The sequence below is a fragment of the Halomonas zincidurans B6 genome (assembly GCF_000731955.1).
In the GTDB taxonomy this organism is placed as follows: domain Bacteria; phylum Pseudomonadota; class Gammaproteobacteria; order Pseudomonadales; family Halomonadaceae; genus Modicisalibacter; species Modicisalibacter zincidurans.
In genome coordinates, this window is record NZ_JNCK01000001.1 from 1,747,815 (window position 1) to 1,772,190 (window position 24,376).

Consider the following 24,376-nt stretch of genomic DNA (forward strand, 5'->3'; position numbering starts at 1 on the left):
GCGACATCCGTCGTTCAACTTTCACCAACGAGTCGCCCATGCCCGCTATCCGTCCCGACCCGCGCATCCTGTTTCGTCTCGCAGCGTTGCTAAGCCCTTACCGCTGGCGCCTGGCCGGAGCCGGCATCGCGCTGCTAATCGCCTCGGCCAGCGTGCTGGTCATGGGCCAGGGACTGCGCCTGGTGATCGATCGCGGGTTCATGGCCGAAGACGCCGGCCAACTCAACCGGGCCCTGGCCGGTCTGCTGGTGGTGGTGGCGCTGCTCGCCGTGGCCTCGGCGACGCGCTATTACCTGATCACCTGGATCGGCGAGCGGCTGGCCGCCGACCTGCGGCGTCGGGTCTTCGATCACCTGCTGACGCTGGAGCCCGACTTCTTCGAGAACAGCCGTACTCCGCACGGCGGCGCCGGCGAGATCCAGTCGCGACTGACCGCCGACACCAGCGTGCTGCAGAGCCTGTTCGGCTCATCGCTGTCGGTGGCGCTGCGCAACCTGCTGATGCTGCTCGGGGCGATCGTGCTGATGCTGGTCACCCAGCCCTGGTTGAGTGCGCTGGTGCTGCTGGGCATTCCCGCCACGGTGTTGCCGATCTTGTGGTTCGGGCGCCGAGTGCGTCGCCTGTCGCGGCACAGCCAGGACCGGGTCGCCGAGCTGGGACGCTATGCCGGCGAGGCCCTGGGAGGCATCCGCACCCTGCAGGCCTTCGGCCACGAGGCGATCGACCGGCGCGATTACGCACGCACCGCCGAGGCGGCGTTTCGGGTGGCGATTGCGCGCACCCGCCAGCGCGCCTGGCTGACCGGCATAGCCATGCTGGCGATCTTCACGGCGGTGGGGCTGATGCTGTGGCAAGGCGGCCACGCGGTACTCGACGGCTCGATGAGCGCCGGCGAACTGTCGGCGTTCGTATTCTATGCGGTGCTCGCCGCCGGTGCCGTCGCCGCACTCGCCGAGGTCGCCGGTGACATCCAGCGCGCCGCGGGCGCGGCTGAGCGCCTGCTCGAACTGCTCGACGCTAAGCCGAACATTCGCTCACCGGTCGCGCCGCGTGCCTTGCCCAGGCCATTGCGCGGCGAGATCCGCGCCGAGGGGCTGCGCTTCGCCTACCCGTCGCGTCCCAGCCCACCCGCCCTGGACGAGTTCGATATGCTCATTCGCCCCGGCGAGCGCGTCGCCCTGGTCGGCCCGTCGGGCGCCGGCAAGAGCACCCTGCTGCAACTGTTGCTGCGCTTTCACGATCCGCAAGCCGGGCGCCTGACCCTGGACGGCATCGACCTGCGCGAACTCGACCCGGCGGCGTTGCGCGGCGCCATCGGCCTGGTCGCCCAGGAGCCGATCCTGTTCAGCGGCAGCGCCGCCGACAACATCCGCTACGGCATGCCCGACGCCAGCGACGCCGCGGTACGAAAGGCGGCCCGCGACGCCAGCGCGCTGGATTTCATCGAGGCGCTGCCGGTGGGCTTCGACAGCTACCTGGGGCCGGGCGGCGTCCAGCTCTCCGGCGGCCAGCGTCAACGCCTGGCCATCGCCCGGGCGCTGCTGCGCGACCCCACAGTGCTGCTGCTCGACGAGGCGACCAGCGCGCTGGACGCGGAAAGCGAGCGCCTCGTCCAGGAAGCGCTCGACCGGCTGATGGTCGGGCGCACCACGCTGGTGGTCGCTCATCGCCTGGCCACGGTGGTAGCCGCCGACCGCCTGCTGATCTTCGACCATGGTCGCCTGGTCGGTGCCGGCACTCACGCCGAGCTGCTCGCGACCAATCCGCTCTATCGCCATCTGGCCAGCCTGCAGTTCGACTTCGACCGGTGACCCCGCAACTTGTCGCCGGGCAGCGTTTCTGAATTCAAGTTCCCCTCAACGCAGCCGATTGAGTAAAGTGAAGGACCGGTCAAGCTCCGCACGAGACAGCTACCCGGTGGCGACATGCCGTGTAGCGCCGGGGAGCCGGGCACCGTCTCCGCTTGGTTGCCGAAAGGCAGCGGGGAGCGGAAAACCCTCCCTGATTCGTGTGTCGAATCCGCTCGCGAAACTCACCAACAGGCTTGCCGCAAGGCGCGCTCATTTCCGTGAAACAGGCCCATGCGATCGCTTCGACATAGTACCCTGCTGCGCCTTCTGTCCACGTTCAGCGGCTTGTTCCTGGTGGTCGGAGCGGCCTTGTGGCTGCTCGCCCGCGCCGATTCCCTGCAGCTGGGCGAAACCATCACCGACAACCGTATCGCCCTGCTGGCGCTGCTGTTGCTGGGCTTCATTCTGACGTCCAGCCTGCTGATCCACCGCCAATACATCCAGCCGCTTCATCGCCTCGTCGATTACGTCAAGAATCAACATGACGGCGAGCCTGAAACTCCCCCCGCGACGCTGCTCGAACGCCACGACGACATCGCCTACCTGACCTGCCAGATCGAGAAGCTGCTGCTCAGCCTGCGCGAGAAGAATCAGCAACTGCTCGAGCAGAGCCTCAATGATCCGCTGACCGGGCTCGGCAATCGCCGCCTGCTCGAACAGCGCCTGGAAATTGCCCTGCCGTTGAGTCGCCGGCGCATGACGCCATTGTCGGCGCTGATGATCGACGTCGATCATTTCAAGCAGTACAACGATCACTACGGGCACCCCGCCGGCGATGACTGCTTGCTCGAGATTGCCAACGTGCTGCGGGATATCTTCCGCCGCGAGACCGATATCGTGGTGCGTCTCGGCGGCGAGGAATTCCTGGTGGTGCTGCTCGATGTCGATCTCGGCGAGGCTACCCGGTTGGCCGAGGCCATGCGCAGCATGCTCCAGGCCGTCGGCATTCCCCACGAGAGTTCTCCCACCGCCGAGGTGGTCACCGTCAGCATCGGCGTGGCCACCGCCGCGCCGGGCATCCCGATCGATCTCGACAGCCTGCTGTCCTGCGCCGATGCCGCGCTCTACCAATGCAAGGCGGAAGGCCGCAATCGCACCGTCAGCAGCCTGGTCGACGCGCGTTGCAGCGTACCCGTGGAGCCCCCCTCAAAGGCTTGAAGCCAGCCGCCCAACTGCCACGAGCCGATGCATTGAGCGCTCCGGTGGCTTACATTTTGCTACAGCTGAGCTCGGCGTAATGCTTGGACCCGGCCAAATACTGTATATAATTACAGCACAAGAAGGCCACCTCTCATCGAACCTTGAATAATAGCCAAATTAAGCTATAAAAATAACTTATAGTCTTTTCAGGCTATTTAGGCTATTTATTAATAGCCAATTATAGCTATTAACCACCATTATAGTCATAAATGACTATTAAAGTAGGTGCAGCACCATGAACACTATCGCGGTCTTGACCGGCGACATCGTCGGCTCACAGCAAGTCAGCGACAAACCGCGCTTGAGCCGCACGCTGGATGAGGCGCTGACGCTGCTCGAGAAGCGCTTCGAAGCCCGTAGCGACCGTTATCGCGGCGACGGTTTCCAGATCGCCATAGGCGATCCTCGCGACGGCGTGACCGCTGCGGTGTTGTTGCGCGCAGCGCTCATTCAGCACTCACCGTCACGCCAGGTCATGTGGGATGCCCGAATCGCCGTCGCCGTGGGCGGCGGCGAAGTGCCCGACGCGGCTCGTTTCGCCGAAGCCGAGGGCGACGCCTTCGTGCGTTCCGGACGTCACCTGGATGCCCTTGGCGAGACGCCGCAGCGACTGCTCGTGGTCACCGGCAAGGCGGACCTGGACGCGCACCTCGCCCTGCTGACCCGCTTCGCCGACGATATCATCAGCCACTGGTCCCGCTACTCGGCCGAGGTCGCCTATCACAGTCTGCTGCACGACGAATCGCAGCAAGCCTTGGCAAAGCGCCTGGAGCGAACCCAACCGACGATCAATCGCCGCCTGGTCGCCGCCCGCTGGTCGTTGATCCGCGATTATCTTGCCTACACGGGCCAATGTCTGGGGGAGGCATGATGGATTCGAACAGCCTGTCGCTGCTGCTGTTGCTGCTGCTCGGTCACTTGATCGGCGATTTCCTGCTCCAGAGCCAGGCCTGGGTGCGCAGCAAGGAGAGCCGCCACTACCTTTCGCCGGCCGTCTACCTGCACTCCGGCGTGCACGGCCTGCTGGCGCTTGTCGCCTTACTGGCCAGCGCGCAGGCCGCCCTGCCGACCCTCGCTGCCGTCGTGGCGATCAGCGTGACGCATCTGGCGATCGATATCGCCAAGAGCTACGCCCCGCCGCAGGCGCGCTATTTTCTGCTCGACCAGGCGCTGCACATCGGCGTGCTGCTGGTGGTCTGGGCGCTGCTGGTCGAATCCCCCGCATGGCTCGCCGAGCTTGGCGGCTGGTTGCTGCACCCGGCGCCGTTGCTGGTGGCGCTCGGCTATCTGTTGGTATTGCGCCCCACTTCGATCCTGATCGCGCTGATCATGCGGCGCTGGAGCCGCCAGGTCGACACCAGCGGCATGCTCGCCGATGCCGGCGCGCGCATCGGCATGCTCGAGCGCTTTCTGGTGCTGACCTTCGTGCTGGCCGACCAACTGGTGCCGATCGGTTTCCTGCTCGCCGCCAAGTCAGTGTTGCGCTTCGGCGAATTGCGCGAGGACCGCGACCGCAAGCTGACCGAATACGTGCTGCTGGGCACCATGCTGAGCTTCGCCCTGACACTGTGCCTGGGCATCCTGATCCGCCGCGCGCTGGCGGCACTCTAGAAGCCTGTCGCGACGGCCAATTATCAACCTCGGCAGGCTCGGCTGCCGCTCCGATCTTGGACGTGCCGCGGCGCTGAGGCAGCGTTCGGTGAGCGCGCTTTTGCCGCGCCCCCGGCTTGACCGTACAATGCCACGAGCATTCTTACCGTCCCGTCCACGATGCCCAGATGAAGGAAACGCCGGACCCATGCGCGCCAGCCAACTGTTGATCGCCACCCTCAAGGAAGTGCCCGCCGACGCCGAGATCGTCAGCCACCAGCTGATGCTGCGCGCGGGCATGATTCGCCGCCTGACTTCGGGGCTCTACAGCTGGCTGCCGATCGGCCTGCGCACGCTGCGCAAGGTCGAGCGCATCGTTCGCGAGGAGATGGATCGCGCCGGCGCCCAGGAGGTGCTGATGCCTTCGGTCCAGCCGGCGGAACTGTGGCAGGAATCCGGCCGCTGGGACCAGTACGGCGACCTGCTGCTGCGCATCCGTGACCGCCACGAGCGTGACTACTGCTATGGCCCGACCCACGAGGAAGTGATCACCGATCTGGTGCGCAAGGAGCTCTCCAGCTACAAGCAGCTGCCGAGCAACTTCTACCAGATTCAGACCAAGTTCCGCGACGAGACCCGTCCGCGCTTCGGGGTGATGCGCTCGCGGGAATTCATCATGAAGGATGCCTACTCATTCGATGTCGACCAGGCCGGGCTCCAGCGCTCCTATGAGGCGATGTATGACGCCTATATGCGCATCTTCACTCGCCTGGGTCTGAATTTCCGCGCCGTCGAGGCCGACAACGGCGACATTGGCGGCAGTGGCTCCCACGAGTTCCAGGTGCTGGCCGACTCCGGCGAGGATGCGGTGATTTTCTCCACCTCGTCTGATTACGCCGCCAACATCGAGAAGGCCGAGGCACTGCCTGCCCCGCTGGGCGAGGCCCCTGAACGTCCGGCACCACAGGAAGAGCTGCGCCTGGTCGACACACCCGATGCCCGCACCATTGCCGCGCTGGTCGAGCAGCACGGCCTGCCGATCGACAAGACCCTCAAGACGCTGATGGTGCATGCCGCCCAGGGCGGGCTGATCGCCCTGCTGGTGCGCGGCGACCATGAACTCAACGAGATCAAGGCCGAGAACCTGGCCGAAGTGGCGACACCCTTGACCATGGCCACGGAGGCCGAGATCCGCGCCGCGGTGGGCGCCGGTCCGGGCTCGCTGGGTCCGGTCGGCCTCGACATGCCGGTCATCGTCGATCGCAGCGTGGCGCTGATGAGCGATTTCGGCGCCGGCGCCAACGTCGACGGCAAGCACTACTTCGGCATCAACTGGGAGCGCGACGTGGCCTTGCCCAAGGTCGCCGACCTGCGCAATGTGGTCGAGGGCGACCCCTCGCCGGACGGTCAGGGCACCCTGTCCATCGCCCGCGGCATCGAGGTGGGCCACGTCTTCCAACTGGGTCAGAAATATTCCCAGGCGATGAACGCCACGGTGCTCGACGACAGCGGCAAGGCCGCCAAGCTGTGGATGGGCTGCTACGGCATCGGCATTACCCGCATCGTCGCGGCGGCGATCGAACAGAACCATGACGACGCCGGAATCATCTGGCCCAACGCCATCGCCCCGTTCGAGGTGGTGCTGGTGCCGATGAATGCGCACAAGTCGCAGCGCGTGCGCGAAACCGCCGAACGCCTGTACGGCGAGCTCAAGGCCCAGGGCATTGACGTGTTGCTCGACGACCGCGATACGCGTCCCGGCGTCAAGTTTGCCGACCAGGAGCTGATCGGCATTCCGCATCGCGTGGTGATCGGCGATCGCGGACTCGATAACGGCGAGCTCGAATACAAGGGGCGCCGCGACAACGACAACACCATGATTGCCGCCGACAGCCTGGTCGACTTCCTGCGTGAACGCCTGCAGGGCTGAGCGGCGCCGGTCATGGCCGCGTGGCCGTCACGGTTCAAAGCATCTCGAACAGGCTCATGCCACGCATGTCGACGAAGGTCTTCTGCGAGGCCTGCAGGCCTACCTGGCGTAGCGTGTAGTCGGAAATCGCACTGGCGTAATCCAGATCGACCAGCTCGGACAGGGTCGATTCGTAGTTCAAGCTGCGGTTGCCGCCCACGGTGTCCAGCACGTCCAGTTCGTTGAGTCGCGCACCGACCGAGGCCCGCACGGTGAGTACGTTGTCGAGGCTGTTGTCGAGCTGGCGACTGACCGATGACAGCGTGTTGCTGAGATCCGCCTGCTTGGCCGAGGTATCGGCAGGCGACTCCAGGGCGGCCAGGGCACTTTCCAGTGTTGCAAAGACGCTCTGATCCTGGCCCTTGGTCATCTCGATGGCATCATCCTGCTTCGGCTCGCCTTCCAGCGTGATGGACATGCCATTGAATTCAATGGGCTCGCCAGCCGTGTAGGTATCGGTCAATAGTGCAGTGCCCAGACCGTCGGTGATACTGAAGGTCGTCGCATCGGTGAACGTTAGCGTATAGCTTGCGCCGAAGCCATCCGCCGCTGCGTCCCTGACGCTGGGCCCGGTGAAGGTCAACGTGCTGTCCGCTGCCGTCGTGGCTTCGGCCACGTAATCGGATCCGGCGTGGACTCCGGAGAAGACGTCCAGGCCGCTGTCGCCCACCGGCATCTGACGCGACGAATCGACCTGCTGGGCACGCACCGAATCGGCGCCCTGGTATACGATCCTACCGCCCTGCTTGACGAACGGCGAAGCGTTGTCCTTGACACCGCCGAACAGGTAGTCGCCGTTGCCGTTGGTGGTGTTGGCCTGACCCAGCAGACTCTCGTAGATGCCACGCAGCTCGCTACCGATCGCGGAGCGGTCGGCATCGCTCAGGGTACCGTTGCCGGCTTGCACGATCAGTGTCTTGGCGCTGGAGATCGCGTCGCTGACGCTATTGAGTACGCTCTCTTCCTGCGATAGCGCATTGCGCGCCGTAACGCGGGCATCGGCGTATTGCTGCGATACCGCCATCGACTGCGAGACGCTGACCGCGCGCGAGGCCGCTTGCGGGTCGTCGGACGGGTTGACGACGCGGCGCCCGGTCGCCAGCTGCTGGCCGACATCGAGAAAGGCGCTCTGCTGGCGATTCATCGACGACAGGCTGGATTCAAACATGGTCACGGTACTGATGCGCATGACGAAACCTCAATAATCTAAGTAACCGGGATCAACGAATGCCCAGGATGGTGTCGAGTAACGTGCTGCCTGTCTGGATGACCTTGGCGTTGGCCTGATAGAACTGCTGGAAGCGGATCAGGTTGGCGGCCTCCTCGTCGAGATTGACCCCCGACTCGGACTGCTGCACGGCCGTCAGCTGCTCGGTCAGCACCGACTGCGCGCTCAGATTCGCCTGGACGACGTTGGTCCGGTTGCCCACGTCGCTGACCAGCGACGCATAGGCCTCGCTCAAGCTCGCCTTGCCTTCGACGAGCCCGCCCTGCTGCAGACTCTGCAACGCCAGGGCATTGCGGTTGTCGCCGCTGGCGGGATCCGACGACAAGGTCAGCGTGTCCCCATCGACGGGCTTTCCGCTGAACGTCATGCTGATCCCGTCGATGGACAGCGTATCGCCCGCGGACAGCTTGACGCTCGACGGATCTGCCGGAACCTCGCCATTGACCAGGACTTGGCTGCCGGCAGGCGCATTGGGGCTCAGCGTGAATGCGTCATTGGCGGCATCGGCAGCGCTGATGGAAATATCCATCTGGATACTCGTGGTGGGCAGCGTAAAACCATCCTCGATCGTCACGCTGCTGGCCGCCAGTGTACTTCCCGCCTTGAGCGACGGCGTCACCTGGACATGGGCGCTGGCGGCAATCTTGGAAGTATCGTCAATGACGTTTTCAAGCTGTCCGGCCAGGTTCCTGGTCGGCTGAATCAGGAACGTATCGCCTTCGGCGATGGCGCCCGAGGACTCATCGAGGGTCAGGGTCATGCCGTCAAACGACAGCGTCGTGTTGCTGCCGGCATCGGTTCCGGCCGTCGGCTGCGGGTCCAGCGGCGTCTTGCTCCCGGCCCGGGAAACGACGAAATCGCCACTCTCGTACTTGATCTGATAATCGCTGGTCGTCACCGCCGAGAAAGCGCTGAATTCGGCACTGAAACTCGCGCCACTGGCGTTCCTCTCATTGGAAAAGACACTCGGTGAACCGATGGCGAAGAAGTCCTGGCCCTGGGCGCCATTCAGATCCTGACCGGCGCGATGTTGCTCGTTGAAGCCTTCGGCCAATGCCAGCGCCATCTGGCCGACCTGATTCTGGGTCTTGTCCAGCGTTTCGCTGCGGAAGGTCATCAAGCCGCCCAGCGTGCCGCCCTCGAAAGTCGACTCGGCCAGCTCGATCGTGCTGCCGCCGGGATCGTTGTAGGCAACCACGGTCCGCGTGGGATCGGATGACGACGGGACCGCCTCCAGCGAATAGCTGTTGTTGCCGGCGACCAGCGGTTGGCCATTGGCCATGGTCAGGTTGTAGGTGCCGCCATCCTGGATCGACAGCTTGACATCGATGCGCTCACTCAACCCGGCGACCAGATTATCGCGCTGGTTGAGCAGATTGTTGGGCACCTCGCCGGTCTTGGCCTGGGTCAGCGAGATCTGCCGATTGAGCTTGGCCAACTGCTCGGTGGTGTTGTTGATCTGAGTGACTTCGTCGCGTACCTGGCCGTTGATACCCGACTGCATGTCGTCGAGATAGCTGTCGAAAGCCCGGAACTGGGCGGTCAGCGTATCCGCGCTGCCGATCAGCCCCTGGCGTGCCGCCGGGTCGGAAGGCGCCCCGGAAAGGTCCTCGAGCGACGAGAAGAAGCTCTGCATCAGCGGTGCGAGCCCGGCCTCGCCATCGGCAAGCAGATTGTCGAGCTGGCTGACCTGGGTATCGTAGGCCTGCAGCGCGCTCGAGCGACTGCTCGATTCGTTGAGCTGCGAAGCGATGTACTGGTTGAACTGGCGCTCGATGTCGTTGACCTGGACGCCGCCGCCACTGGGGCTGGTTTCACCCAGCTGGGTGATCTGGCGGTTGTAGCCCGGCGTATAGACGTTGCTGATGTTGGTGCTGGTCGTCTGCAGGGCAACCTGGGCAGCGCTGAGGCCGCTAAGGCCAGTGGAGAAGAGGCTCATGGGTCCATCCCGATCTAGGAGCTTGCAATTACCCGATTTATCGGCCGGCGCTCATGAAACTTGAAGCCGGCCACCATTTTCTGGACGACTCAGAAAATTTGCGTCGGCAACCGGTCGATGGCGTAGGCATCGAGCTTGGCGCGGGCGTCGCTGGCCGGCCTCGACGCATTCGCAGCCAGTTGCGGTTCATCCGTCCCGCGCAAGCCCAGCGTATCCATGATCGCGATCAGCTTGTCGGCATAGGCCGGATCGGTGGCATAACCGCCCGCCTGCAAGGCGCGCGCCGCAGCGTCGGCATTGCTGGCAGTGACCACCCCGGCGTAGCGCGGGTTGTCGCCGATCAACCGGGCGTAGTCGGTGAATGCCGCCTCGAAATCGTCATAGACGCGGAAGCGATCGACGATCTTGACCGCCCGCCCGTCGACATATTCGGTGGTGGTGATGTCGGTGGTCTCGCCCTGCCATTGACTGCCCGTCTTGATGCCGAACAGGTTGTAGCTGTTGTTGCCATCCGCGGTGGGTATTTCATTGCGCCCCCAGCCGGTTTCCAGCGCGGCCTGTGCCAGAATCAGCTCGGCTGGCACGCCGGTGGTGCGGCTGGCCGCCTGCGCCGGGCCGCGGAGCTCGCGCAGGAACTCGGCGACGTGCGCCGGGCGCTCGCGGCCGCTAGCGTCAATGGCCGCCGATGCACCGCCAGCAGTCGATTCATAGCCGCTCCCCGCCGGCTTCAGCTCCAGCGCATCGAGGAACCGCGTCGGTGATTCCTCGGTTAGCGCCTCGCCAGCCCGAGAAGCAGTCGGCAGATCGCCGCCCTGCAGACCGCCATGCAATACTCGCGGCGCGCCCCGTGGTATCCCGGCGATCAGCGACTCACTGACGCTGTCGGCCTTGGGCACCAGGCCACGATCCTCGAGTTGCTGCACCAATTGTTCGGCGAGTCCGATGCCTTGCCCCGACAAGTGCTGCGACCACTGCTGATCGAGCATCTCCGTATAAAAGCGCGTCTGCTGACTGTCCAGCAATCCGGATTGAGGGCTCGCGTCGCGCATGCTCTTGAGCATCATCTTGAGAAAGACCGCCTCGAACTGCTTGGCAGCCTCGCGTACACCCTCCTCGGGCCGGTTGCTGGCCGTCTGCTTGAGTCGCTGCAACCCCTGCATGTCGAGTGCGAACTGGCCGCCGGTACTATTCATCGACATCAGATGATCTCCAGTTCCGCACGCAGCGAGCCCGAGGCCTTGAGGGCCTGGAGGATCGACATCAGATCCTGCGGCGTTGCACCCAGCGCATTGAGCGCACTGACCACCTTGGCCAGATCGGCACTGGTATCGAGCATCTGCAACGCGCCGCCTTCCTGTGACACCGACACTTCGGCATTGGGCACCACTACCGTCTGTCCCTGCGACAGCGGATTCGGCTGGCTGACCTGCGGATTGTTGTCGATGGTGATCGACAGATTGCCATACGCCACAGCCGCCTGGCGCAGCGTCACGGTGCTGGTCAATACCACCGATCCGGTACGCGAATTGATGATCACCCGGGCCGGCTCCATCCCCAACGCCAGGTCGATGTTCTGTACCCGGGCCATGAAACGCACACGATTGTTGCTGTCCATGGGGGCATTTAAACGGATCACCCGTCCGTCGAGCGCCGCGGCTACCGGTGCGCCGAATTCCTGATTGATTGCCGTCACGGCGCGCTGGGCGTTGTCGAAACTGTATTCGTTTAGCTGCAGGTCCAGGATACCGTTGGCGCCGAGCTGCAGCGGCACCTCGCGCTCGACGGTGGCCCCGCCACTGATGCTGCCGCCGGCCTGCTGATTGATGGACACGCTGCTGCCGCCCGCCTGCGCGCCGGCGCCGCCGACGAAGACGTTGCCCTGAGCCATGGCGTAGACGTTGCCGTCGGCCCCTTTGAGTGGCGCCATCAGCAAGGTGCCGCCGCGCAGGCTGCGCGCGTTGCCCACCGAGGAAACGACGACATCGATCTCTTGGCCCTGACGGGCAAACGGCGGCAACTGGGCGGTGATCATGACCGCCGCCACGTTCTTGAGCTGCATGTTGGTCCCGGCCGGCACGCTGATGCCCAACTGGGAAAGCATGTTGGTCAGGCTCTGGGTGGTGAACGGCGCCTGGGTGGTCTGGTCGCCCGAACCATCCAGACCGACCACCAGGCCATAGCCCACCAGGGCGTTGTCACGGACCCCGGCGAAGGAAGCGAGGTCGCGAATACGCTCGGCCTGTGCCGGCATCGTCAGCGCAACCAGCAGGCACAAGCCGGCCAGCCAGCGAAAGCCCGGCTGAGAGAATGAAAGGAAGCGGTGAATAGACATGATCATCAACCCTTGATGCCTGCGATATAACATCAAAACGGCGACACATTGAGGAAGAAGCGCTGCAGCCAGCCCATGGTCTGCGCCTCGTTGATATAACCGTCGCCCACGTACTCGATGCGCGCATCCGCGACTTCGGTCGAGACGACGGTATTGCGGCCGCTGATCGTGCGCGGATTGACGACCCCCGAGAAACGAATGAACTCGGTGCCCTGATTGATGGCGATCTGTTTCTCGCCACGCACCTTCAGGTTGCCGTTATAGAGCACGTCGATGACCGTGACGGTGATCGTGCCGGTAAAACTGTTGTTGGCGGCCGCACCGCCGCTGCCGGAAAAGTCGTTTTTGCCGGACACATCGAAACCGTATTCGGCCAGCTGGTCGAGCGCATCGGGCAACTGAGCGAGCTCCAGGCTCGCGCTGCCATCGCGGCCGGCGTTGGCCGAGGAGTTCTTGCTGGCGCTGACATCCTCGTCGAGGACGATAGTCAGGATATCGCCGATGTTGCGCGGACGGCGATCCTCGAACAACGGCTGATAGCCGGTGGCCGGCTGGAAGATCGAGCCATTGGGAATCGGCGGCGGCGGCTCGTTGATCACCACCTTTTCCTGTTCGCCGACCACCGACGGGCGCGGCAACTGCGCGCAACCGCCTACGACCAGCATCACGATCCCCACCCACAAGCTCCGCAGCACACGGTTCGGCATGCGTTTCCCCACCTCCCGCATCGGGCCAGTATTCATGTGGCAATCATCGATCACAGCTGAGCCAGACGCGCCAGCATCTCGTCGGAAGTCTTGACGGCCTTGCTGTTGATCTCGTAGGCACGCTGGGTCTGGATCATCCCGACCATCTCTTCGACCACGTTGACGTTGGAGGTCTCGACGTAACCCTGATACAGCGTACCGGCACCATTCAGCCCGGGAACGTTGTCGTTGCGCGGACCGGAGGCGGTCGTCTCGAGGTAGAGGTTTTCACCGATGCTCTCCAGCCCCGTGGGGTTGCTGAAGGTCGCCAGGGTCAACTGCCCGACCTGGTTGGACTGCGCGCTGCCCGGCTGGGTCACCGAGACGATGCCGTCGCGACCAACGGAAACCGACAGCGCATTCTCGGGAATGAAAACGGCCGGCTCGATGGGGTAACCGCTGGCGGTCACCAATTGACCATTCTGATTGACCTGGAAACTGCCATCACGGGTATAGGCCGTGCTGCCATCGGCACGCGTCACCTGGAAGAAACCCTTGCCGCTGATCGCCAGATCGCGCGAATTCTCGGTGTTTTCCAGGTTGCCCTGGGTATGCAGGCGCTCGGTGGCGACCGGACGTACACCGCTGCCGATCTGCATGCCCGACGGCAGGTTGTCCTGGACATTCGATTGCGCGCCGGGCTGGCGCAGGTTCTGGTAGAGCAGGTCCTCGAACACCGCCCGCGAGCGCTTGAAGCCGTTGGTGCTGACGTTCGCCAGGTTGTTGGCGATGACATCCATCTGCACCTGCTGAGCTTCCAGCCCAGTCTTGGCAGTCCACAATGAACGAATCATGATTCAATACCTCGAAGGGTTAACGCTAGCTGGTAACGGACAGCAGGCTGTTGGCGCGCTGGGCGTTCTCGTCGGCGCTCTCGATGGTCTTCATCTGCATGTCGTAGCGGCGTGCGCCGTCGATCATCGCGACCATCGCCTCGGTGGCGCTCACGTTGCTGCCTTCCAGCGCCCCGCTGACCACTCTGATCGCATCGTCGGCCTGAAGCTGGCCACCGCCTTGCGGACGGAACAGGCCATCCCCGCCACGGACCAGCGAACCCGGCTCGGGATCGACCAGCTTGAGCTGGCCTACCGGGCCACGGGTATTCGGTGCGCCCCCGGGAACCACGGCGCTCAGGGTACCGTCGGCGCCGATGCTGACCTCCGCGCCCAGCGGCACGATGATCGGCCCGCCATCGCCCATCACCGGACGCCCCATGACGTTGACCACGCCATTGGCATCGACCTGCAGGTCGCCACGCCGGGTGTAGGCTTCGCCGTCGGCGGTCTGCACGGCCAGCATGCCGTCGCCATCGATCGCCACGTCGAGCTCTCGCCCGGTCGTCGACAGCGGCCCGGGGCTGAAATCGCTGCCCGGGGTGGAGGCCATGACAGATGTGCGGGTCGCCAGCCCATCGCCCTGGACCGGAACTGCGCGCATGGCGCTGAGCTCGGCACGAAAGCCCGGCGTGGCAACATTGGCCAGGTTGTTGTTGACCACCGCCTGCTGGTCCATGCTCTGCCTGGCGCCGCTCATGGCGGTATAAAGAATGCGATCCATGATGTTTGTCTCTCGACGTGACGCATCACGATGCCGAGGCATACAGCCCCGGCATCAGTTCGGCATTAACGCAGCTGGGCAATCTGGTCCATCACCTCGGACTGGGTGCGGATCGAGTTGGTGTTGGCCTGGTAGTTGCGCTGAGCGATGATCAGGTCGACCAGTTCCTTGGTCAGATCGACGTTGGAGGCTTCCAGCGTGCCAGATTCGATGGAACCGAACTGGCCCACGCCCGCCGTACCCACCACCTCGGCGCCGGACTCGGCGGTCGCCGCCCACATATTGTCGCCCGCAGACTTGAGGCCTTCAGGGTTGCGGAAGTTGACCAGGGCAATCTGACCGGCGGCCACCGATTTCTCGTTGGTGAAATTGCGCATGATGGTGCCGTCATTGGCAATGGAGATTCCCACCAGGGTGCCGGAGGTATAGCCATCCTGAGCCAGCGAGTTCTGGGTCGAGTCGTTGGCGAACTGGGTCGTGCCCTGAAGGTCTAGCTCAAAGGCCAGCGGCGCGGGATCGCCGCCCAATTGGGCCGTCGTGAAGTTGACCTGCGGCTGGTCGACTGTCGCAGCACCCTGAGTAATGGAGTCGAGTTGACCGTTGGTATCGAAGCCGAGCGTGAAGTCGTTACTGGTATCGTAGAAGCCGTCGAGAGCGACCTTGCCGTTCCACTCGTTGGGGTTGGCAGTCTTTTCAAAGTAAACCGTGGCGTTACGAGCATTTCCCAATGAATCATAGGTGGTGAAACTATTCGAATAATTATAAGTGACGTCGGTGGTCGTCTCGGGCGTTACGCCGGGGTTGGACGTTAAAAGCTCGACTGAACTCTTCATGCTGGCATCGGCAGGATCGATGCTGGCATCCAGATTGTAGGTGCCGCTGACTTGGGTCGTCGCCGAGGCCGGCATGTCATCGGCGGGGATGTTCATCGCCACCGGCTGACCGCCGGCCACCACGTCGGAGAACGGGCCGCCGCCCAGTCCGTAGCCCATGATCTTGGCGCCCTGGGCATTCACCAGGTCGCCCTCGGCGGTCATGGTCAACTGGCCATTGCGCGAATAACCGATCTGCCCTTCCTGCTCGAAGCGATAGAAACCGGTGCCGCTGATCGCCAGGTCAAGATTACGCCCGGTCGTCTCCAGGTTGCCGTTACTGAAATTCTGCAAGACATCGGCCACGCGGGTACCCAGACCCACCTGGCTATTGGCGAACACATCGGAAAATTGCACCGATGAGCTCTTGAAACCGGTGGTCTGCGAGTTGGCAATGTTGTTGCCGACGACATTCAACTGCTGCGAAGCGGCGTTGACGCCACTCAATGCCTGTGAAAAACCCATTCTTCAGTCTCCCTGCGAGCCAAGTCGCCCGCTGCTTAGTTGATTCTTGGTTGGTTCTGGCAGCACTGCGGCCATTAAAGAATCTGGCGGACGGCATCGAGGCCGACCTGGCCGTAGATCGCACCGAGATCGAGACGCGGGCCCGATTCGGTCGACACTACGCCGTTAACCGGGGCATAGTTCAGGGCTGTCACGCTCACCGGCTCGTCACCCTGATTGGCGGCAATGGATACACGATACCGGCCATCGGGCGCAGCACTGCCATCTTGCAGCGTTCCGTCCCAAGTAAAGGATTGAACACCGGCCTCGAGTGCGCCTATATCGTCGGCACTGAAGCTGCGCACGACTTCACCGGAGTCATTGGCGATGGTGATCGCGACGTCATCGGCCGGCCCCTCCAGCTCGACGCCGAACGGCGTGGTTGCCTCACCGTCTTTCACTACCCGATTGCCGGGCACCAAGACTCCTTGGCCAATCAGCGCCGCCGCCTGCAGGTTTTGCCCGGCATTGACCTGGCTGGTGATGCCTTCCAGCGTCTTGTTCAGGTCCTGGATGCCATTGACCGTGTTGATCTGCGCCAACTGCGAGGTCATCTCGGCATTTTCCATCGGCTTCATCGGATTCTGGTTCTTCAGCTGGGTGACCAGCAGGGTCATGAAGCTGTTGCTGAGATCGCCGGTCGCCGATGCCTTGCCTGCCGATCCCCCCGTGGTCTGGTTCAGGCTGTTGAGTACGCTGGTATCGATGGTATTGGCCATGGGGGCTCCTGATGGCTACCAAAAGTTCGCTGTGGGAACACTGCATAAATGCCTGCGCGAGGAAATCGCTTCGTTGCGCGGTGCTCGGAATCCTCACCTATACCCATAGGCTCCGGCTCCTGTGCTCCGTGCGCCTTGCGCTTTACACCGCTCGTCGATTTATTCAGCGCTCCCTTAGCTCTCGCCCAACGTCAGCGTCTTGAGCATCAGCGTCTTGCTGGTGTTCATGACTTCGACGTTGGCTTGATAGGAACGAGAGGCAGCAATCATGTTGACCATCTCGTTGACCGGCTCGACGTTGGGCATCGTCACGTAGCCCTCCGCGTCGGCCATCGGATGCGCCGGCCGATATTCGCGACGCATCGGCGAGGGATCGTCGATGACTTCGCTGACACGAACACCGCCGATGCCGCTGGACACGTCGGAACGCGTCTCGAACATCACCTGCTTGGCGCGATAGGCCTCGCCATCGGGCCCGGCAACGCTGTCGGCATTGGCCAGGTTGCTCGCCGTGACGTTCATGCGCTGAGATTGAGCAGTCAACGCCGAGCCTGAAATATCCAAGATACTGAACATGGCCATGCCAATTACTCCGGTTGCATCGCGGTCTTCAACCCCTGAATCTTGCGATTCATGATGGTCAGCCCCGCCTGGTAGCGAATCGCATTGTCGGCAAACTGAGCGCGCTCGCGGTTCATGTCGACCGTGTTGCCATCGAGGCTTGGCTGGTCGGGTACGCGATAAAGCAGCTCGCGGCCCGTGCCGGCTGGCGCCTGGGCCGCGATGTGCCGGCCTGAAGTGCGTGCCAGTTCCAGTCCGCCGTCGCCCGGACGCCCCTGCTGCATGGCACGCGACAATTCAGCCGAAAAATCGAAGTCGCGCGCTTTATAATTGGGCGTGTCGGCATTGGCGATATTGCTTGCCAGCACTTTCTGACGTTCCGCGCGCAGGTTCAGAGCTTCCTGGGGGAAGCGCAGCGCTCCGTCAAGCATGTCGATCATTTCTTGCTCCCTGGCTCGGCTGGGATAAGGTTCAGGCTGGAGAATAGACGCCAAGCTGTCTTCCCAAAGGAAGAAACAGGCCCTGATTTGCTCATTATTTCCGCGCATGGCAATTCCCCTCCAGCACTAGAATCGTCACCATCGCATGGGGGGAGAAATCGATGCGCAACCAGAACCACAACGTCTACCCGGATCATGGCGCCCACTTCATGAAGCTGCTGGCTATCGCCGCCTTGATTTGGCTGGGCGCTCCCCCGGCGCTGGCCGACAGCAGCGAAGAAGCGCTGATCGAGCAGCGCGTTCGTGACTTCCTGATCGAGCAGGCCCGCCCCCTCGGTGACAGCGTAAGCGTCAGCGTGCAGCGCGCTCAGGCACGCCTGCCCGCCTGCGAGAATCCCCAGCCCTTCCTGCCCCGCAACAATCAACGGCTATATGGACGGGTCGCGGTCGGCGTCGATTGCAACGGTGAAGGTGGTCGCACCCGGTATGTTCAGGCCGACGTCTCGGTGACCATTGAACACGTCGTCCTGGCGCGGGACGTTCCGCGTGGTGCGACTCTGACGTCGCAGGATCTGATGCTTGAAAAGGGTTTCCTGGAAAAGCTGCCGCGACAGGCCGTCAAACGCATCGAGGGCGCCGTCGGGCTGGTAGCCACCCGGGCCTTGCGCGCGGGCACGACACTGCAGAGCTACCAGTTGCGTCGTGAGAATCTCGTCAAGCGCGGACAGACGGTGAGCGTCATTGCCCGCGGCGAGGGCTTTCAGGTTCGCCGCGAGGCCCAAGCGATGGATAACGGCGCGATGGGCGAACAGGTCAGACTGCGCATCGCCAACGGCGAACTGCTTCAGGCACGGGTAATCGGCCCGAAGCGATTGAGCGTCGAGTTCTGAGGCTAGCCGCCGAAGTTGCCGGAAACTAAACTGCCGGGGATTGCCGGCGGTCATTAAAGTTAATGCCCTGTGTGGCCGATAGTCAGGGAAAGGTCGAGATCATCAAGAGGATGCCCCGTGAAAGTCGACAACTCACACCCCCTGCAGCGCCCGACGCAAACCGATAGCAAGCCCACTCAGCCGGCCAAGCAGGGCGTCGAGTCGCAGGCGGCCAGCCCGGCTGCCATCGCGCACCTGAGCAATACGTCCCAGAACACGACTCAGGACATCGATGCTGCACGCGTTGCCGAAATTCGCCAGGCGATCAGCGAAGGCCGGCTGGAGATCGACTCAGGGCGCATCGCCGATGGCCTGATCGATAGCGTCCGCGACCTGCTCGGCAAGTCCGACAGCTGATTGCTACTACACGTACCGGCGGAGAGCACACCATGAGCCTGGCCCAGCACCTCGAGCGCGAACAACAGCATCTCGACGCCTTCATTGCATTGCTCGAGGCGGAACGCGCCAGCCTTTCGCAAGGCGAAGTCGATGGTGAGCGTCTGAGCACCCAGGCACAACAGAAGCAGCACCACATGGAGCGTCTCGAGACGCTCGAGACTCAGCGGCGTAACGTGCTGAAAAAACTCGGCTATAGTCAGGGCCGGCAAGGCGCGGAAGCCGCCGCGCGAGAGGCCCATTGCCTAGATGCCTGGCATGCCTTCCTGAGCCGAGCGTTACACGCCAAGCAACTCAACCAGTTGAACGGGGTATTGATCGGCTCGCGCATGAATCAGAACCAACGCATCCTCGATTTCCTGAACAATGCCGCAGGCAAGGCGCTTTACGGCCCCAACGGCCAATCGCGGCGTCGCGGCTTTGGCGAAGTGGCCTCGAGGGCTTGAAGCCTGTACGGCCGCTGCGAGTGGCCGCTTTGCGCGAACCCGATTAATAGCTTGATCTTCATGTAACAAATAAGGGATATTTATTACAATAGGAAACGAATAGATAATATATTCTTGCATATGCCATTATCGCCGTCGTCCTGTGCCTTGCCTCGCATGGTCTGGACGTGATTCGCGGCCGGGGATAAGCCAGTGATTCCATCGCCTCTCATCCAGTCCTTGCTCGATTGCCCGGCGCTTCCCTCGATCCCAGCCGTGATCCAGCGCGTTATCGTCCTCGCGGCCGATCCCGATTCCCGCTTGCAACAGATCCTCGACGTGCTGCAGAACGATCCGGCATTGACGGCACGGCTGATATCCCTGGCCAATACCGTCTACTACACACAGGCGAAGCCTGCCGATACGCTGCGTGAAGCGGTCGAGCGCCTGGGACTCGATACCACCGTATCGCTTGCCCTGGGCTTCAGCCTGGTCACCGCATCACAGGGCAATGCCCGATCCACCGGCTTTGATCTACAGCACTTCTGGCAACGTGCGTTGATCAGTGCCATCGCCGCACAGGAACTGGCCACGCAGCGCCGCCAGGGCAATGAACTCGGGCCCGTGTTCACGGCAGCGTTGCTGCAGGATATTGGCATGCTGGCCCTCAATGCCGTGGACCCGCTCGAATATGCCAGGCTCATCGGTACGCTCGACGATCATGATGAGATCGCCCTGCGCGAGCGCACGCACTTTGGCGCCGATCATGCCGAAGTCGGTGCCTGGCTGGCAGGCAACTGGGGATTGTCAGCACAGTGCCGCGAATGGATACGCTGCAGTCACGACCGGCCGGTACGCGAGGACGCGTTCGGGGCCGGCGACTGCGTCATGCTTTCGGGGCGTCTCGCCGATATCTGGCTGGCATCGGATGGCCATCGCACCCTCGCCCAGCTAGCCCCCTGGTTGAGCGACGAGAAGCAGCGGAGCGAGTTGCTCAGCAGCATTCAGTCCCGGCTTCCACACATCGTCGCGCTCTTCGAGGTCACTGCCCCCAACGCGTTCGATTCACCGCGTCTGTTGATGGAAGCGAAGCAACTGCTCCTCGACCGTGCGCTCCATCTGCAATCCCAGCTCGATCATCAGAGCCAGGAACTCAAGGCCCTGCAAGCCGCCAACTGGAATCTCGATCGCGCGCTACGCTACGACCCCCTGACCCAGCTCTACAGCCGGCAATATTTACTGTCCTTGCTCGAGACGCATTTCGAAGAAGCCAACCGGTCGTCACAAGAGCTGTCGATGGTATTTCTCGATCTCGATCACTTCAAGCAGATCAATGACGAACACGGTCATCCCGTGGGCGACGAGGTGCTCAAGAACTTTGCCGGCCTGCTCGTCGAACTCAGCGACCCGGACGTTCATCTCGGCCGCTTCGGTGGCGAGGAGTTCATGGTTTTGCTCCCAGGCTACGATCGACGCAAGGCCGCCGACTATGCCGATCATATCTGCAATACTCTACGTAGCCGCCCTTTGTTTCACCATCGGGGAATCACGATTCAGGTCACCGCATCGGTCGGCATCGTCAGTCTCAGGGAGGAGGGCTATAGCTCGCCCGATGAGCTGATCCATAAAGCCGATCAGCGCATGTATCTTTCAAAGCGCACCGGGCGCAATCGTGTGACCCACGAGTAGGCCGCAGCCCGAAGCCTTGCTTGAAAGCCAGCCTGCGACAAGATCTAGAGTCTGGCTTCGAGCCGCGCCAGTATCTGCTGACCGACCTGGTTGACCAGCGGCTTGGCCGCCTTGTCAACGGCCTTGGCAAGCAGCCGGTTACCTATCTCGTAACTCACGCTGAGCTCGACCCTTGTACCTTCTGCAACCGGAGTCAGCGTGTAACGCCCCTGGTTGCGCACCCCCGCCAAGGACTCCCAGGCCAGGGTATGCGGCGGGCGGCGCTCCGTGACCTTCACGTCGAATTGCCAGTCACGCCCGATGACGTGGATGTGCCAGCGGTAGCAGTCGTTGCCGAGGGGCTCGACCCGCTCGATCTTGTCCGAATAGTCACTGAAGTTTTCGATGCGTTCCAGCAGTGCATAGACGCGCTCGGGTGCAGCCTTCAATACCGCACTGTGTTCGATAGTCGCCATGCGCTTCCTTGTTGGGCTGTGATTTTTCCTAGGAGTCTGCCGGGCTTGGCCGATCGTCACGAGAAGCACGGGTTTCGAGTCGAATTTATCGATCGATTGAGGCGAATAGCGCGCTATTTAACGAAATGGATCGATGGAATTGGCCGAAAGGCCGGGATTCGCAGTAGGTCAGTGTCAAGTCCGACGGGCTCCTAGTCAGAGAGTACGCACTGTGGCCTGGAATCGCCAAGTGCGGCATTGTCCGCCCCTGTTGGTAATGGGTACAATGCGCGACTCGTAAGAGAGGCTTACGTCCGGACACCCGGATCCCGGACGCCATCTACCGCGGGCCAACAAATTCTCCGGCAGGCTTTACCATGAACGATTCTTCCCCGGCGATGGCATCCGCCAAGGCTGTCGTCATCTATTCCGGCGGCATGGATTCCTATACCGTGCTGCACCGTGCCGTTGGCCAAGGCTATTCGGTACACGCCCTGTCCTTCGATTATGGTCAACGCCATGTCAAGGAACTCGCTATCGCCCGCCGGGTCTGCCAGCGCCTGAATATCGCTCACCAGGTGATCGATATCCGGGCGATTCATTCGCTGATCGACAACTCGGCGCTCACCGACGCCACTCGCCCACTGCCCGCAGGCGACTACGATGCCGACAGCGTGGCGGCCACCGTGGTACCCAACCGCAACATGATTCTGCTGTCGCTGGCTATCGCTCATGCCGTCAACATCGATGCCGATGCGTGTTTTTACGGGGCCCACGGCGGCGATCACGTGCTCTATCCAGATTGTCGTCCCGAGTTCGTCAAGCGCATGAATGCCGCCTCGGCCGTCGCCAATTTCAATGCCGTACGCATCGAGGCTCCTTATCTGCACGCCAGCAAGGGCGACATCCTCGCCGATGGCCTGCGCATGGGACTCGATTACGCCCAGACCTGGACCTGCTATCAGGGTGGTGAGCTGGCATGCGGCGAGTGCGGCAGTTGCCGCGAGCGCTTGGCGGCCTTCGCCGAGCTGGGTCTTGCCGATCCGCTGGCCTATCGCACCGCAACGGTGGAGCCCTGACGATGTATCACATCAAGGAAGCCTTCTACACGCTGCAGGGCGAGGGTGCACGTACCGGCCGTGCCAGCGTGTTCTGTCGATTTACCGGCTGCAACCTGTGGTCGGGCCGGGAAAGCGACAGACAGCACAGCGCCTGCCGCTTTTGCGATACGGACTTTGTCGGCAGCAATGGCAAGAATGGCGGGCGCTTCGCCGATACCGACACACTTGCCGCGCACCTCGCTGCGTTATGGCCACACCTGCCGACGGCAGCCACGCCCTATGTGGTGTTTACCGGCGGCGAGCCACTGCTGCAACTCGATACTCCGCTCATCGAGGCCATGCAGGCGCGTGGCTTCGAAGTCGCCGTCGAAACCAACGGCACGTTGCCGGCACCACCCGGCATCGACTGGCTGTGCGTCAGCCCCAAGGGCACGACGACGCTGGCCATCGAGAACGGCGATGAATTGAAGCTGGTCTATCCGCAGCACGACGCCCCGCCCTCGCGCTTCGCGAGCCTCGACTTCAGCCACTTTTTCCTGCAGCCAATGGATACCACGGGCATCGCGTCTTGCGGACAACCGACAACTCCACTCGATGCGGCTCTCGCCTACTGCCTGGCTAATCCACAATGGCGACTCTCGCTGCAGATCCATAAAACGCTTGGAATCGAATGATGACGCTTTTCGTCAACGACATCAGTCAGCTCGATGTCGCCTTCTGGTGTCCCCAGAAAGGCCTCAGCGGTGCCAGCTGGGCCGTCGATGTCGAACTCGACGGGCACCTGGGCGAAGATGGCATGCTGTTCGACTTCGGCGAGGTGAAGCCCTGGATCAAGAAGAGTCTGGACAGTGGTCCCGACCATACCCTGCTGGTGCCTACTCAAGCGCCAGGCGTATCGATCACGACCCGGGGCGAGGATTGCATCATTCGCACGACGCAACCTTACGCAATGGAAGTACGTGGCCCCCGCAGGGCCTTCACATTGCTGCCCTGGCCGGCCATTAACGCCGAGCGCATGGCAGTTCATTACGGAGAGCAGCTCTCCCGGCGCCCACCCCAGCGTATCGAATCGGTGCGCCTGCAATTCAGGGAGGAAGCCATCGAAGGTGCGGCCTATGGCTATAGCCATGGCCTCAAAAGACATGCCGGCAACTGTCAGCGCATCGCTCATGGCCATCGCTCGCGACTGCTGATCTGGTGTGATGGCAGGCGTCAGCCTTCGCTCGAGCAGCGTTGGGCCGAGCGCCTCGATGCGCGCTATCTGGTAGATGTCGAGGATATCATCGACCAGACCTCAGCCAGCCTGACGCTAGGCTACCGGGCCAGCCAGGGAGAATTCCGTCTGACCCTGCCTCGGGAGCGCTGCGAACTGTTGCCCACGGCGACCACCGTGGAACAGATCGCCACTTGGCTGGTTGCCCAGGTCTCACATCAAGATGCTCCGCTCAGCCATGTCCGTGTTCAGGCCTTCGAGGGCATCGGCAAGGGAGCCCGCGCTGAAGCCATATTGGAAATGCGCGCCTGGCAGAAAGCCACGCCTGGCAATCAGTGATTGAACGCCGATGAGTGATCCTGCCGCCCAGATATCCCATGGCAGCGCCGACGGATGCCGAGCGGGGTGCGGTGCCTGTTGCATCGCCCCATCGATCAGTTCGGCGATCCCCGGCATGCCCTGTGGCAAGCCGGCGGGGGTACGCTGCGTGCAGCTTGACGACGACAACCTCTGCCGGCTTTTCAACGATCCGCGGCGACCGGCGGTCTGTCGGCGCTTCGACTACGATCCCGAGCTCTGCGGCAGCAATAGAGCGAGCGCACTTGCCCGTATCGCCGCCTTGGAAGCTGCAACATGAACGCTTTCAACGTAAAGAGTTGCTGATCTATATAACGGTATAAATCATGCCTGAACGTTATCAAGCCGCATCAAGCCCGGCGCAT

The 24,376-nt window shown here is 62.7% G+C and carries 25 protein-coding genes; 13 read left to right on the forward strand and 12 right to left on the reverse strand.

Annotated elements, in window-relative coordinates; genetic code table 11:
• Positions 1-38: 38 nt before the first annotated feature.
• From HALZIN_RS0108170 to HALZIN_RS0108190, 5 genes are all read left to right on the forward strand, one after another.
• Positions 39-1,811: an ABC transporter transmembrane domain-containing protein gene (locus tag HALZIN_RS0108170; RefSeq protein WP_031383736.1), complete on the forward strand. Its 1,773-nt coding sequence runs from the start codon at positions 39-41 to the stop codon at positions 1,809-1,811.
• A 270-nt stretch (positions 1,812-2,081) separates the two neighbouring features.
• Positions 2,082-3,008 (forward strand): GGDEF domain-containing protein, encoded by a 927-nt coding sequence (locus HALZIN_RS17095; protein ID WP_051907439.1) that lies wholly within the window; start codon positions 2,082-2,084, stop codon positions 3,006-3,008.
• Positions 3,009-3,285: 277 nt separating this feature from the next.
• Entirely contained in the window at positions 3,286-3,921 is a 636-nt protein-coding gene (locus tag HALZIN_RS0108180) for a nucleotidyl cyclase domain-containing protein (RefSeq protein WP_031383738.1), read from the forward strand.
• Complete coding sequence (locus HALZIN_RS0108185) at positions 3,921-4,661, forward strand: DUF3307 domain-containing protein (RefSeq protein ID WP_031383739.1); 741 nt, start codon at positions 3,921-3,923, stop codon at positions 4,659-4,661. The genes HALZIN_RS0108180 and HALZIN_RS0108185 overlap by 1 nt, the downstream gene beginning before the upstream one ends.
• A gap of 187 nt (positions 4,662-4,848) precedes the next feature.
• Positions 4,849-6,570: a proline--tRNA ligase gene (locus HALZIN_RS0108190; protein ID WP_031383740.1), complete on the forward strand. Its 1,722-nt coding sequence runs from the start codon at positions 4,849-4,851 to the stop codon at positions 6,568-6,570.
• A 34-nt stretch (positions 6,571-6,604) separates the two neighbouring features.
• On the opposite strand, the gene flgL is transcribed toward HALZIN_RS0108190, so the two are convergent.
• The 11 genes from flgL to flgB all read right to left on the reverse strand — a co-directional run bounded on the left by flgL (position 6,605) and on the right by flgB (position 17,507).
• Positions 6,605-7,798: a flagellar hook-associated protein FlgL gene (gene flgL / locus HALZIN_RS0108195; protein ID WP_031383741.1), complete on the reverse strand. Its 1,194-nt coding sequence runs from the start codon at positions 7,796-7,798 to the stop codon at positions 6,605-6,607.
• Positions 7,799-7,829: 31 nt separating this feature from the next.
• The gene (gene flgK, locus HALZIN_RS0108200; protein WP_031383742.1) at positions 7,830-9,776 is read right to left on the reverse strand and encodes a flagellar hook-associated protein FlgK; all 1,947 of its coding nucleotides are present in this window, start codon (positions 9,774-9,776) and stop codon (positions 7,830-7,832) included.
• Between the two features lie 89 nt (positions 9,777-9,865).
• On the reverse strand, positions 9,866-10,975 hold the full coding sequence (gene flgJ, locus HALZIN_RS0108205) for a flagellar assembly peptidoglycan hydrolase FlgJ (protein WP_051907440.1): 1,110 nt from the start codon (positions 10,973-10,975) through the stop codon (positions 9,866-9,868).
• Entirely contained in the window at positions 10,975-12,027 is a 1,053-nt protein-coding gene (locus HALZIN_RS0108210) for a flagellar basal body P-ring protein FlgI (protein WP_236255012.1), read from the reverse strand. Before HALZIN_RS0108210 ends, flgJ begins: the two co-directional genes overlap by 1 nt.
• Before the next feature lie 113 nt (positions 12,028-12,140).
• The gene (locus HALZIN_RS0108215; protein ID WP_231664126.1) at positions 12,141-12,815 is read right to left on the reverse strand and encodes a flagellar basal body L-ring protein FlgH; all 675 of its coding nucleotides are present in this window, start codon (positions 12,813-12,815) and stop codon (positions 12,141-12,143) included.
• A 50-nt stretch (positions 12,816-12,865) separates the two neighbouring features.
• The gene (flgG, locus tag HALZIN_RS0108220) at positions 12,866-13,648 is read right to left on the reverse strand and encodes a flagellar basal-body rod protein FlgG (protein ID WP_031383746.1); all 783 of its coding nucleotides are present in this window, start codon (positions 13,646-13,648) and stop codon (positions 12,866-12,868) included.
• Between the two features lie 25 nt (positions 13,649-13,673).
• Complete coding sequence (gene flgF, locus HALZIN_RS0108225) at positions 13,674-14,411, reverse strand: flagellar basal-body rod protein FlgF (RefSeq protein ID WP_031383747.1); 738 nt, start codon at positions 14,409-14,411, stop codon at positions 13,674-13,676.
• 65 nt (positions 14,412-14,476) lie between these two features.
• Positions 14,477-15,748 carry a flagellar hook protein FlgE gene (gene flgE, locus HALZIN_RS0108230; protein ID WP_031383748.1) on the reverse strand — a complete coding sequence of 424 codons (1,272 nt, stop codon included), beginning with the start codon at positions 15,746-15,748 and terminating at the stop codon, positions 14,477-14,479.
• A 74-nt stretch (positions 15,749-15,822) separates the two neighbouring features.
• Positions 15,823-16,506, reverse strand: coding sequence for a flagellar hook assembly protein FlgD (gene flgD, locus HALZIN_RS0108235; RefSeq protein ID WP_031383749.1), 684 nt, complete (start codon positions 16,504-16,506; stop codon positions 15,823-15,825).
• A 174-nt stretch (positions 16,507-16,680) separates the two neighbouring features.
• A complete protein-coding gene (flgC, locus tag HALZIN_RS0108240; protein ID WP_031383750.1) occupies positions 16,681-17,088 on the reverse strand; it encodes a flagellar basal body rod protein FlgC in 408 nt (135 codons plus the stop codon).
• A 5-nt stretch (positions 17,089-17,093) separates the two neighbouring features.
• On the reverse strand, positions 17,094-17,507 hold the full coding sequence (gene flgB, locus HALZIN_RS0108245; protein WP_031383751.1) for a flagellar basal body rod protein FlgB: 414 nt from the start codon (positions 17,505-17,507) through the stop codon (positions 17,094-17,096).
• A gap of 161 nt (positions 17,508-17,668) precedes the next feature.
• Here flgB and flgA point away from each other — a divergent pair, with 161 nt between their 5' ends.
• The 4 genes from flgA (at position 17,669) to HALZIN_RS0108265 (ending at position 20,946) form a co-directional block, all read left to right on the forward strand.
• Positions 17,669-18,397, forward strand: a complete 729-nt coding sequence (gene flgA / locus HALZIN_RS0108250) for a flagellar basal body P-ring formation chaperone FlgA (protein WP_051907441.1) — start codon at positions 17,669-17,671, stop codon at positions 18,395-18,397.
• 117 nt (positions 18,398-18,514) lie between these two features.
• Entirely contained in the window at positions 18,515-18,793 is a 279-nt protein-coding gene (gene flgM / locus HALZIN_RS0108255) for a flagellar biosynthesis anti-sigma factor FlgM (RefSeq protein ID WP_031383753.1), read from the forward strand.
• A 32-nt stretch (positions 18,794-18,825) separates the two neighbouring features.
• A complete protein-coding gene (locus tag HALZIN_RS0108260) occupies positions 18,826-19,278 on the forward strand; it encodes a flagella synthesis protein FlgN (RefSeq protein ID WP_031383754.1) in 453 nt (150 codons plus the stop codon).
• Positions 19,279-19,470: 192 nt separating this feature from the next.
• Entirely contained in the window at positions 19,471-20,946 is a 1,476-nt protein-coding gene (locus HALZIN_RS0108265) for a GGDEF domain-containing protein (RefSeq protein ID WP_084173447.1), read from the forward strand.
• Positions 20,947-20,990: 44 nt separating this feature from the next.
• Here HALZIN_RS0108265 and HALZIN_RS0108270 read toward each other — a convergent pair whose 3' ends face one another.
• Positions 20,991-21,401, reverse strand: a complete 411-nt coding sequence (locus HALZIN_RS0108270; RefSeq protein WP_031383756.1) for an SRPBCC family protein — start codon at positions 21,399-21,401, stop codon at positions 20,991-20,993.
• Between the two features lie 356 nt (positions 21,402-21,757).
• Here HALZIN_RS0108270 and queC point away from each other — a divergent pair, with 356 nt between their 5' ends.
• The 4 genes from queC to HALZIN_RS17480 are packed head-to-tail and all read left to right on the forward strand — an operon-like array spanning position 21,758 to position 24,291.
• Positions 21,758-22,459: a 7-cyano-7-deazaguanine synthase QueC gene (gene queC, locus HALZIN_RS0108275; protein ID WP_031383757.1), complete on the forward strand. Its 702-nt coding sequence runs from the start codon at positions 21,758-21,760 to the stop codon at positions 22,457-22,459.
• Positions 22,460-22,461: 2 nt separating this feature from the next.
• Positions 22,462-23,115 (forward strand): 7-carboxy-7-deazaguanine synthase, encoded by a 654-nt coding sequence (gene queE, locus HALZIN_RS0108280; RefSeq protein ID WP_031383758.1) that lies wholly within the window; start codon positions 22,462-22,464, stop codon positions 23,113-23,115.
• Positions 23,115-23,993 carry a 6-carboxytetrahydropterin synthase gene (locus HALZIN_RS0108285; protein ID WP_051907442.1) on the forward strand — a complete coding sequence of 293 codons (879 nt, stop codon included), beginning with the start codon at positions 23,115-23,117 and terminating at the stop codon, positions 23,991-23,993. The genes queE and HALZIN_RS0108285 overlap by 1 nt, the downstream gene beginning before the upstream one ends.
• A gap of 10 nt (positions 23,994-24,003) precedes the next feature.
• A complete protein-coding gene (locus tag HALZIN_RS17480; protein ID WP_084173449.1) occupies positions 24,004-24,291 on the forward strand; it encodes a YkgJ family cysteine cluster protein in 288 nt (95 codons plus the stop codon).
• Positions 24,292-24,376: the final 85 nt, after the last annotated feature.